Source organism: Pseudarthrobacter humi, assembly GCF_024294965.1.
Taxonomy (GTDB): domain Bacteria; phylum Actinomycetota; class Actinomycetes; order Actinomycetales; family Micrococcaceae; genus Arthrobacter; species Arthrobacter humi.
In genome coordinates, this window is the sequence record NZ_JANCLV010000008.1 from 151216 (window position 1) to 161311 (window position 10096).

The following is a 10096-nucleotide window of genomic DNA, read 5'->3' on the forward strand; positions in this document are numbered from 1 at the left end:
ATTCCTGGGCGGTGGGCCATTGACCGGCCTGGCGCGGCCCAGACTTGCCGGAATACTTGCCCGGCCTTGATGGGACCTTGAGGCTCCTTGGCCACACTCGAAGGACCAGCTTGAAGGAATTTGCGGATTGCCGGAGGACGGTGCAGGACCTATGGAACCAATTGAATCCGTCAGACTGCCCGGCAGGCTGGGGCGCTCGTGGCGGCGGCTCTTGAAGCAGGGCCGCCGCCCGCGCAGCACCGTCCACTACCTGAGCCATTCCTGGAAGCTCCGCTCGCTGTCCCGCTCGCTGGCCCAGGCCCTGGGGGAGTCCTGGGAGGCCTCGAGCTGGCCGGGGGACCGGCTGGCCGTCGGCGTGGAGCTCTCGGAAAAAGTCGAACAGCTCACCCGCCTCCTCAACCGCGAAACCGAAGTTCACGGCCGCCTGGCGGCACTCGCAAAGTAGCCGTTCCCTGCTGACCTTTTCCGTGCCACACTTTGAGGACAATCAAGTGGCTGGGGGATACCAGGTCAGGAGATTGCCGTGCATTGGTACACCGGGTGGGCTTATCTTTTAGCTGGTCTTCTGACCGTGGACGCACTGCTGCTGGCCTTGTGGTTCATTGACAACGACTGGCCGAGCAGCTGGCGGAAGAAACCCTGATTCAGCGCAGGTCCAGGCGCATCAGGACGCGCGGGAACCCGTTGAGCACCGAATCCGTATCAGCCGCCTTGACGAACCCGGCCTTCTCAAAGAGTTTGCGCGTGCCCACGTACGCCATGGTGAGGTCCACCTTGCTGTCGCCGTTGTCCACCGGGTACCCCTCAACGGCGGGCGCGCCGTATCCGCGGGCCAGCTCCACGGCACCTTTGAGCAGGTGATGGGAGATCCCTTTGCCGCGGTAACCGGGCCGGACCCGGATGCACCACACAGACCAAACATCGAGGTCGTCCACGTGCGGAATCCTGCGGTTGCGGGCGAAGCTGGTGTCGGCGCGCGGATGGACAGCTGCCCACCCGACTACTTCGCCGCCGTCGTACGCCAGAACCCCTGGCGGCGGATCCTGCGCCACCAGCTCCTTCACCAGGTCGCCGCGGGCCGTTCCGCGCAGCGCAAGGTTCTGCTTGGACGGGATGCGGTAGCTCAGGCACCAGCACACGTTCGCATCGGGCCGCTTGGGCCCAACCAGCGTTTTGACGTCTTCGAACAGCGTTCCCGGACGGACTTCGATCGCCATGCCTGACTCCCGATTGGTGGGCTACCTGTGCCCCGCCAGACTAGACCCCCAGGGACTCCCGGAGGGCTGCCACGTGGCCCTGCGCCTTGACCTGGTACTGGGCCAGCGACACGTTGCCGTCGGGGCCCACTACCACCGTGGAGCGCACGAGGCCTTCGACGATCTCGCCGTCGACCAGCTTCTCGCCCCACGCGCCGTAGGCCAGGGCAACTGCGTGGTCCTCGTCGGAGAGCAGCGGGAAGGTCAGGTTGAAGTCGCCGGTGAAGTCGGCCAGCTTCTGCGGGGCGTCGGGGGAAATGCCCAGGACTTCATAACCGGAGCCCTGCAGGGATGAGAGGCTGTCGCGGAAATCGCAGGCCTCGGTGGTGCACCCGGGGGTTGCCGCCTCCGGGTAGAAGTACACGATGACGTTCTTGCCGCGGTAGTTGGCCAGGGAGGTTTCCTTGCCCTCGGCATCCTGCAACGTGAACTCGGGGGCCTGGGTACCTGGCTGAAGTTTGATGGTCAGTTGGGGGCTCATGGCGTTCCTTCGGGAGACTCTGATGGCAAAAGACAGGAAACCAGTGAATCGACTTTCCAGTTTAAACATCAACTCCGGCGTCATTTGAAGTATTCCGGCTGGTCCGGGGCCGGGACCTGTGCAGGGCCCCTTTTTCGGCCCCGTGAATGTCCGGCGGTCCATTGACTTGAGGCGCCGGATGGATACGGTTAGAGATACGCACTTCTGGTCTCCGCAGTACGTGATCCGCACTACGTAGCCGCTAGCCGGCATCCACGCACAACCGCTTGGTCCCAGCCCTAAGCGTCCACCGCACATGATCCCAAGGCTGTTTCCCCATGACCGCAAATTTCATTAGAGCACTGGCCGTAAAATCCCTTGACGTCCCGGACAAGAAGAGGTGTCCGGACAAGGCCGAGTTCGATCTCGTCACCGTTGACGACTACTCGGTGGCCCGCCTCATCCTCGCTCCAGGCTGGCGCTGGTCCGAGTCCGCCAAGCCTACTGAACTGACAGACTTCTGCGAGCACAACCACCTCGGTTACTGTGTGTCCGGGAGCCTGGAGATTCAAACGTCCGACGGCGTGAGGTCCACCATCCGCGCCCATGACACCTATGCGTTGCCTCCCGGGCACGATGAGTGGGTGGTTGGCTCCGAGCCGTTCGTCGCCATTGAATTCCTGGGTACGGCGTCCTTCGGCCGGCCGCGGAGCAGGGGATCCCACGCGCTGATTTGAGCGCGCTGATTTGAGTCGGAGTTGGCCTGCCGGGGCTAGGGTGGGGGCCGCTATACAGCCACGGCAGGTTCAGCGCGCACGAGCCGCCTGTGCACGATCCGCTTGAGCCTGGCCACAACCTCGGCTGGCGGGCAGTCGGCGTCGAGCTGTAAGAAAGCCGCGTATTCAGGCATGGAGCGGTAGGCGTCGCGCAGGTCCACCAGGTCAGCCAACGTCTCCGAATCGGTGCCGCGGGCCATGATGCGCTCGTATGCCAACGCAGGCTCAACGTCCAGGTGCACCACGGCGTCAGGCTTCGGCAGGGACGAAATCAGCCAGGGGAGCAGGCGGCCACGCCGCAGTCCTTTGGCCGCACGCAGGGCCAGCTGGCAGTGGAGGTGCCGGTCCATCACCACCAGTCCGTCGACACGGCGGGCCCGGGCATGGGACACCAGCACGTTGGCCACGCGGAGGGTGGTTTCCACGGCATCGGCCAGGCGGCGCGGCCAGCGGATGCCCAGGCGTTCAGCCAGCACTGACATGCTCCGCCGGCCGGCATGGTTGCTGAGCAGTAGGGCGTTTTCGCCGTCAGCCTGGGCCGCATCTACCAAGGCGCGGGCGGCCGTGGATTTTCCCGAGCCGTCGATTCCGGTTAAGACAATAAGCACATGGCCTCCTTTCGCCAATGGTTTAACGGAAGGTACAGCGTGATCGTCCCATCATGAGGCAGAGGTCACATTAAGCTTACGTCCGGGCGGTGCCTGCAACAGGCCGGCAGCCAAACTCTCGCAGAAGGGGGATCTTCGATGCAGTTAGCCCAGCCAGCCGCGATTGTTGCGTGTGTACTTTTGGCCGCGCTCGCGGTTTTTCAGGCCGCCCTGATCGCGGGAGCGCCACTGGGACGGTTTGCATGGGGCGGCCAGCACAACGTCCTGCCCACCAAGCTGCGGATCGGAAGCGCCACCTCGATCATCCTTTACGTCCTCTTCGCCTATGTTGCCCTGGCCAAGGCCGGCATGGCGGCCCCGCTGGTGAACCAAGGCTTCACAGACGTCTTCTCGTGGGTGCTGACGGCCTATTTCGCGGTGGGCATCGTGCTGAACGGAATCTCCCGCAGCAAACCGGAGCGCCTGGTCATGACACCCACAGCGGCCGTCCTGACAGCCCTCTACCTGGCCCTGTCCCTGAACTAGCGTCAGTGCTGTGGTTCGAGGGCGAGCCGCAGCCCGAAACCGACCAGGACGGTGCCGGTGATGCGGTCGATGATCCTGAGGCTGCGGGCGCCTTTCAGCCATCTGGAGGCGAAACCTGCACCGAAAATCAGGAAGGTCAGCCAGGCAAGGCCCAGGACGCAGTGGACGCCGGCCAGCAAAATTCCCATCAGCAGCGGAGGTGTCCCCGGCGGGATGAACTGGGGAATCGTGGCGATGTAGAACACCCCCACCTTCGGGTTGAGCAGATTAGTGCCTGTCCCGGTCAGCCAGCCCTGGAACAGTTGATGGCGGGAGGCCGCGGGCACTCCAACCTCGGCAGCGGGCGAGGCGGACGACGGGTCATGGGTCCGGCTCTTCCACAGTAGGGAAGCGCCAAGCCAGACCATGTAGGCGGCGCCGGCGATGGTGAGCGCCCGGTAGGCCAGTTCAGATGCTGCCAGCAGTGCCGAAACGCCCACAGCGGCCGCGATTCCCCACACCATCAGTCCGGTGGAGATGCCCAGGGCCGTTGCGAAGGCGAAACCTCGCGTCCTGGCGAGGGCCGTACGGAGCACCAGCGCCGTGTCGATGCCCGGAACCAGCGTCAGGAGTCCAGCCACAAGGCCGAACGAGAGCAGTGACTGATAGAGATCCACGAGCCAAGGATAAGCCAGCGACGGCGGCCAACCGGCCGCCGTCGGACGTTAACGCAGGAGGCGCCTTAGCTGCAGTGTTTCGTGAAGGCGGCGCCGGCTTCACGGTACCTGGGCTCCAGTTCGGCGAGCTTGGCCTCGTCCGGGGCTTCCTTGGCGGACTCGTCCGTGTACTCGATGATGGATCGGAGCGCTGGCTTGAGGTCATCCGATGCCACAACTTCGGTGGGCCGGATCTGGTTGGCGAGACGCACCAGGCCGGTCTTGCCCACGTTGTTCGCGGGGTTCGCCAGGACGGCCTTGACGCGGTCGCAGGTTTCGGGGGTGGAAAGTCTGGTGGGCGTGGTGCACGCAGAAGCGGAAAGCACGAGGCCGGCAGCGATCAGGGCGGTGGCGAGTTTCTTCATGGGTCCCTCAGTAGTTGATTGAGGTTTCGATTGTAAGCAGAGACCGCGGCGCCTTGCCGCTCCGGGGGCTCCGGAGGCCGGAGTATGACCCGGCAGAGAGGGGGGCTCCGGACTCTGGCGGGCCGGTTCCCGGGGTGCATAAACTGGCAGGACAATCGTGCGGGCCTGCCGCAGGTTGGCCCGTGCGGATCACCCAAATTCAAGGAAGAATCATGGCCCGCACAACCCAGAATTCAGGAAAAGTACAGCGCCGTACCGCCATTGGGTTCATTGCACTCGTGGGGCTGCTGGTACCTGCTCTCCCGGCTTCAGCTGCGCCCCCATCAGACCCAGCCATTGTGCTCGAGGGCGCCACCTCCGCAGAGGGGATCGCCGCCGGCAAGGGAAGAACCTTCTACGCCGGGGACCTGGCACTTGGGGACATTTACCGCGGCGACATCCGTGACGGCACGGCGCGGTTGTTCATCGACGTATCCGAATTTGATACGCAGCCGAGGGCCGCCGTCGGGATGAAAGCCGATACCCGCCACGATCTGCTGTTTGTAGCGGGCGGCGGGACCGGCAAAGCCTTCGTGTACAACACTGAATCGGGCGAGCCGGTGGCTGACTTCACGCTCGCTCCGGGGTTCATCAACGACGTAGCCCTGACGCAGGACGGCGCCTGGTTCACGAACTCGGCCGCTGGCGAGCTCTACTTCCTCCCTGTGGGCAGGCACGGCGAGCTGGGCACTGTTGAGATCCTCCCGCTGAACGGGCCGGCTGCCGAGCTGACTCCGGGCTTCGACCTCAACGGCATTGCCGCCGCCAAGGGGGACCGGGTCCTGATCGTGGCTCATTCGACCAACAGGGCCCTCTACACCGTCGACCCGGAGACCGGCGACAGTGCCTTGATCGAGGGTGTGGATGTGCCGAATGCTGACGGCATCCTGGTCCGGGGCCATACCGTCTGGGTGGTGCAGAACTTCCTGAACCGGATCGTCCGGATTGACCTCTCCAACGATCTCTCCTCCGGCGAGATCGAGGACACCATCACCAGCGCCGCGTTCGATGTCCCGACCACGGTTGCGCGGTTCGGGAACACGCTGGCCGCCGTGAATGCGCAGTTCATGCGGCCGGCCAGTCCGCATGAAGTGGTGCTGGTGCCGGCCCGCGATTAGGCCGCTTACGACGACGGGCGGAACCCTGGGTTCAACTCCGCCAGTCAGCGACTCCGCCAGTCAGCGGTCGCCCAGCGTACCGCCGAGCGGCGGGAGGGTGCCGTCGTCGTCGTTCGGCTTACGGACCTTGCGTTGGGCCGCGCTGCGGATCTCGCCCTCCGCCGAACCGTCCGACTCGCCTTCAAGATCCACCAGGCCGCCAGTCTGGTCGAACGGGTGCGTGTACCGGTTGTACGCCGACGGCTCGCCCTTGGGGACGGATTCCCGCCAGGCGCCCGTGGCATGGCCCTCGTGTTCGATGAATTCCTTGAATTTCTTCAGGTCGTGCTCCGCCTGGCGGGCCACGACGTGGAGCAGGTCGCCCACCTTCTCCACCATGCCCTCCGGCTGGTACTCCAGCGTGAGGGAGAGCTCGGTCTTGCTGCCGCCGGCGTCGGAGAATTCCACGGCACCGGCGTTCGTAGCCCCTTCGGTGGACGCCCACTCGATCCTGCGGTCCGGGATCTGCTCCACGATGGTGGCTTCCCACTGACGGCGGACCCCGGCGATATGGGCCACCCACTTCAGGCGGTCGGCACTGAGCTGGGTCACGCTCTCCACGCCACCCATGAACTGCGGAAAATCCTCGAACTGGGTCCACTGGTTGTAGGCGGTGCTGACAGGCACATCAACCACAATCCGCTTCTCGACTTTGCTGCTCACGACGTCTCCTTTGACTGGAACGGGCTGATGACCAACTGAATAGAGTCAGTATGCTTACCTGTCGCCGCGGCGGGCAAGGCGTCAGGGGCAAGGCGTCAGGGGCCGAGGGGGCCAGAGCTGAGGGAGACGGCGGTTAGTCGTCGGTGTCGGCGCCTTCGGCGGGTTCCTGGGAGTGCACGCGGATGTCGGTGGGGTCCGCCAGCTCGTCCCCTTCGGCCGGAGCCTCGCTGTGGATGCGCTGCGCCACGACTGGTTTTTCCTTCATCTCAACCGCTTCCATGGTGTGTGGAATGTGCCTCAACCATCATTCAGCGCCTCCCGAAGCGGGGTGTCAAGAACTCTTCCAGAGCTCCGGCCGCAGCACGTGTTCTGTGCTGGACTGGGGACTGTTAGGAAGGAACTCCATCAACCGCACACTCGCCAAGGCCCTCATCAAGCTGGCCCCGGCGGACCTTGAATTCACCGAGATCCCCATTAAGGACCTGCCCCTCTACAGCTACGACTACGACGCCGATTTCCCGCCGGCAGGCCGCGCCCTCAAGGCGCGCGCAAGCCCACAGGCATCATCGGCGCCTCGCCGGGCAGTATCGGCACGGCGGTGATGCAGTCCTCCATGCGGAGTGTGCTGAGCTTCCCGGACGCCCCCCAATTGAACGCCCCGGAAGTGTACATCCACTTCAAGCCCGGGGTTTTCGGGGAAGACGGCGAGATACTGGATGAATCGACTGCCACGTTCCTCCGGCACTACATGGAGGAATACAGCGCGTTCGTCCAGCGGGTACTGGCCGCCAATGCGCCGGGCCACATCGGCGATCCCGAGCCGGATCCGGACAAGCTTTCACGGTAGTCCAGCCTTCCCAAGCCCGCCGGCTCAGTCCAGGGGGAGTGTGACCGTCACAGTGGTGCCCTGCCCCGGCTTCGAACAGACGTTGACGGTGCCGCCGGCCTCATGTACTGCCACGGACATCAGCCGCAGCCCGTAGCCGTGGTTCTTGCCGCTTAACGCGAGGTCGCAGTCAAAGCCTGTGCCGTCGTCGGACACTACAAGACGGATGCCGTGGTCAACGGCGGACAACTGGACGGTGAGCTCGGCGGCGTCGGAGTACTTGAAGGCGTTACTCAGCGCTTCGCGGGCCGATTGGTAGAGGAGGTACGCGCAGTCCGCCGGGATCTCGATGCCCCAGTGCGGAGTATCCCAGCGGACTGCCGTTCCATGCTGACGGAGAGGTCCGGTCAGCCGGTCAATGCAACCGGCCAGCCCCAAGGTGTGGAAGTCGAGCGGGTGGTGATCAGTGATCAGTCCTCCCACTGCGACGACCTCGTCCAGAGCTGATTCCTTCCCCATGAATCTTCCTGCTTCCCCGCCGTATTCTTGTGGTGATAAATCCAGCGTGGACCGCCAACTGCATGAGTTGCCAAGGGTTGGCTCAAGGTTGGATCAATTTTTCGGGGAAGATTCCGTGTTGTTTACAGGTGTCGCCCCAGGGCCGGCAGCCGGACGAGTTTCAACGCCACCTCGACGTCGGGGCGGAGGTCGCGGTCCTGGCTGGCAGCCGGCAGCGTGAATCCGGTTTCGAGGGCTCTCCTGAGCAGCGGATTGGCGACGTCGGACGGTTGCCGTCCCTGCATCCGCAGTGCCCGCGCTGAACACACCAATTCAACGGCCGTCATGGTCGCCAACGCCTGGACGGTGGAGTCCAGCCGGGATGCCGCCAGGCTGGCGAAGCTGGCGTCTTCCTCGGCGCCGAGGGACAGGACCACTGTCTGCAGGCTCGCGGGCTGGGCGTTGGCACGTACAAGCCCCGCGGCGGCTGCAGCCACGTATTCGAGCATCATGACGCCGGATTGGCCGGAATCGTCGGCTGCCAGGAACCTGTTGAGACCCGTGAACGCGGGGTCGCAGAGCAGGTCGATCCGGCGGAGGTTGGTGGCGCAGGCCGTCCCCAGGGCCAGGTGCAGTGCGTCTATCCGCCTGGCAAGGGTTGTCATCTGGAAGAGTCCGTGATGGGCCACTCCGTTGGTCCCGTCGGTCTCAGAGCCGAAGACCATCGGGTTCTCGTGGCCGGCAACAACAAGCCGGTTCAGGAGCGATTCAAGCGAGGCAAGCTCCTCCGTGACCGCCCCGAGGACCTGCGGCAAAGTGCGCAGACAGTACGGATCCTGGATCCGGGCGGCCACGCCGGTCCCCGCCACCAGCCCGTGAAGTGTCGTCGCCATTTCCCCCACAGCAGCCGAATCGGACGCACTGGCCACCTCGGGGCTGAACGCCTCCGGATTGCCTGACATCGCGGTGAAGGACAGAGCACTCACCAGCGTGAGGTTCTCCACGAGGACGGCAAGTTTCTGATGGCCCAGTACAGCCTGGGCAATGGTGAGCGCGCTGGAACTGATGAATGGCAGGGCGTCCTCCGTGGCCCAGCCGTTGAGCGACTCGGGGATGATGCCGCCGTCCATGGTTGGCCGCTCGCCCAGGAGCGTGAGTGCGGTCCCGGCTAAGGCTGGCAGGTCGGCCGTCCCGATCCCGCCGAATTCCCGAACCTCCGGCAGGGCATCCCGGTTCAACATCTCCACGAGCGCTTCGGCAATGGCCGGGTTGATGCCGGAGGCACCTGCCGCCAGCTGGGAGAGCCGGATCACCAGCATCGCCCGCACCGTTTCACGGTCGAGGGCCCGCCCGGCGTCCACCGCATGGCTGCGCAGGAGATTCAGCCCATGCATGTCCGTATCCGTCGGATCCAGCATGACCGAGCGGTTGGCCCCGACCCCGGTGGAACGCCCGTAAACGGGCCGGACACGGGCGGTTGCCCGCGCCGACCGCTGGGATGCCGCCATCCGTTCGGCGGCCGACGGCGTCAGTGTCACCCCGGTGCCCCCGGCAGCCACCGTGGTGATGTCCGCCAAAGCCAGTTCGTGCCCGTCGATGTGGATCACAGAATGTCCCTTCCAATGTTGGTTGAGTCTGTCGAACCTGCCCTCCCCAACTAGGTAGCAGTAGATGTCGCTTTCGCGTCCCATAACAACACCTGCTGCTACCTAGTTGGGGGTTGGGACCTTGGTTACCGGGTTTCTTGCATGGGGATGCGGACGCCGCGTTCTTTGGCGACGTCGGTGGCGCGGTCGTAGCCGGCGTCGGCGTGGCGGATGACGCCCATGCCGGGGTCGTTGGTGAGGAGGCGTTCGAGTTTCTGGGCGGCGAGGTCGGTGCCGTCGGCGACGGAGACCTGGCCGGCGTGGATGGACCGGCCGATCCCGACGCCGCCGCCGTGGTGGATCGAGACCCAGGTGGCGCCGGAGGCGGTGTTGAGCAGGGCGTTCAGCAGCGGCCAGTCCGCGATCGCGTCGGAGCCGTCCGCCATGGCCTCGGTCTCCCGGTAGGGGGAGGCGACGGAGCCGGAGTCGAGGTGGTCGCGGCCGATCACGATGGGCGCTTTGACCTTGCCGTCCTTCACGAGCTGGTTGAACAGCAGCCCGGCCTTGGCACGGTCGCCGTAGCCGAGCCAGCAGATCCGGGCCGGCAGGCCCTCGAACTCCACCCGTTCCTGCGCCGCGTTG

General features: G+C 65.0%; 14 protein-coding genes and 1 pseudogene. 5 read left to right on the forward strand and 10 right to left on the reverse strand.

From position 1 onward, the window contains the following. The first annotated feature begins 151 nt into the window (after positions 1 to 151). Positions 152 to 445, forward strand: a complete 294-nt coding sequence (locus NFC73_RS13380) for a hypothetical protein (RefSeq protein WP_254750940.1) — start codon at positions 152 to 154, stop codon at positions 443 to 445. Positions 446 to 644: 199 nt separating this feature from the next. Here NFC73_RS13380 and NFC73_RS13385 read toward each other — a convergent pair whose 3' ends face one another. Both NFC73_RS13385 and bcp read right to left on the reverse strand, forming a co-directional pair. After that, positions 645 to 1217, reverse strand: coding sequence for a GNAT family N-acetyltransferase (locus tag NFC73_RS13385; RefSeq protein ID WP_254750942.1), 573 nt, complete (start codon positions 1215 to 1217; stop codon positions 645 to 647). A 40-nt stretch (positions 1218 to 1257) separates the two neighbouring features. Continuing rightward, the gene (gene bcp, locus NFC73_RS13390; RefSeq protein WP_254750944.1) at positions 1258 to 1737 is read right to left on the reverse strand and encodes a thioredoxin-dependent thiol peroxidase; all 480 of its coding nucleotides are present in this window, start codon (positions 1735 to 1737) and stop codon (positions 1258 to 1260) included. A 317-nt stretch (positions 1738 to 2054) separates the two neighbouring features. Here bcp and NFC73_RS13395 point away from each other — a divergent pair, with 317 nt between their 5' ends. Then, positions 2055 to 2453 carry a cupin domain-containing protein gene (locus NFC73_RS13395; protein ID WP_254750946.1) on the forward strand — a complete coding sequence of 133 codons (399 nt, stop codon included), beginning with the start codon at positions 2055 to 2057 and terminating at the stop codon, positions 2451 to 2453. A 50-nt stretch (positions 2454 to 2503) separates the two neighbouring features. Here NFC73_RS13395 and NFC73_RS13400 read toward each other — a convergent pair whose 3' ends face one another. Next, a complete protein-coding gene (locus NFC73_RS13400; RefSeq protein ID WP_254750948.1) occupies positions 2504 to 3100 on the reverse strand; it encodes a dTMP kinase in 597 nt (198 codons plus the stop codon). A 138-nt stretch (positions 3101 to 3238) separates the two neighbouring features. On the opposite strand from NFC73_RS13400, the gene NFC73_RS13405 reads away from it, so the two are divergent. Then, positions 3239 to 3625: a hypothetical protein gene (locus NFC73_RS13405; protein ID WP_254750950.1), complete on the forward strand. Its 387-nt coding sequence runs from the start codon at positions 3239 to 3241 to the stop codon at positions 3623 to 3625. 2 nt (positions 3626 to 3627) lie between these two features. Here NFC73_RS13405 and NFC73_RS13410 read toward each other — a convergent pair whose 3' ends face one another. Together NFC73_RS13410 and NFC73_RS13415 are read right to left on the reverse strand one after the other, a co-directional pair. Beyond that, positions 3628 to 4281 carry a LysE family translocator gene (locus NFC73_RS13410; RefSeq protein WP_254750952.1) on the reverse strand — a complete coding sequence of 218 codons (654 nt, stop codon included), beginning with the start codon at positions 4279 to 4281 and terminating at the stop codon, positions 3628 to 3630. 65 nt (positions 4282 to 4346) lie between these two features. Beyond that, positions 4347 to 4685 (reverse strand): hypothetical protein, encoded by a 339-nt coding sequence (locus NFC73_RS13415; protein ID WP_254750954.1) that lies wholly within the window; start codon positions 4683 to 4685, stop codon positions 4347 to 4349. A gap of 212 nt (positions 4686 to 4897) precedes the next feature. Here NFC73_RS13415 and NFC73_RS13420 point away from each other — a divergent pair, with 212 nt between their 5' ends. Further along, positions 4898 to 5842 (forward strand): SMP-30/gluconolactonase/LRE family protein, encoded by a 945-nt coding sequence (locus tag NFC73_RS13420; protein WP_254750956.1) that lies wholly within the window; start codon positions 4898 to 4900, stop codon positions 5840 to 5842. 60 nt (positions 5843 to 5902) lie between these two features. Here the strand turns inward: NFC73_RS13420 and NFC73_RS13425 are convergent, their stop codons facing one another. Together NFC73_RS13425 and NFC73_RS20750 are read right to left on the reverse strand one after the other, a co-directional pair. Continuing rightward, a complete protein-coding gene (locus NFC73_RS13425; RefSeq protein ID WP_254750958.1) occupies positions 5903 to 6544 on the reverse strand; it encodes an SRPBCC family protein in 642 nt (213 codons plus the stop codon). Between the two features lie 133 nt (positions 6545 to 6677). Continuing rightward, positions 6678 to 6809, reverse strand: a complete 132-nt coding sequence (locus NFC73_RS20750) for a hypothetical protein (protein WP_256548904.1) — start codon at positions 6807 to 6809, stop codon at positions 6678 to 6680. Between the two features lie 106 nt (positions 6810 to 6915). On the opposite strand from NFC73_RS20750, the pseudogene NFC73_RS13430 reads away from it, so the two are divergent. Then, positions 6916 to 7391: pseudogene (locus tag NFC73_RS13430) on the forward strand (NADPH-dependent FMN reductase). Positions 7392 to 7415: 24 nt separating this feature from the next. Here the strand turns inward: NFC73_RS13430 and NFC73_RS13435 are convergent. The 3 genes from NFC73_RS13435 to NFC73_RS13445 form a co-directional block, all read right to left on the reverse strand. Beyond that, positions 7416 to 7889, reverse strand: coding sequence for a sensor histidine kinase (locus NFC73_RS13435; RefSeq protein ID WP_254750960.1), 474 nt, complete (start codon positions 7887 to 7889; stop codon positions 7416 to 7418). A 122-nt stretch (positions 7890 to 8011) separates the two neighbouring features. After that, positions 8012 to 9475 (reverse strand): aromatic amino acid lyase, encoded by a 1464-nt coding sequence (locus NFC73_RS13440; protein WP_254750962.1) that lies wholly within the window; start codon positions 9473 to 9475, stop codon positions 8012 to 8014. Positions 9476 to 9600: 125 nt separating this feature from the next. Then, on the reverse strand, positions 9601 to 10096 hold a 496-nt coding region (locus tag NFC73_RS13445; protein ID WP_504967616.1), incomplete at its 5' end, for a urocanase-related protein.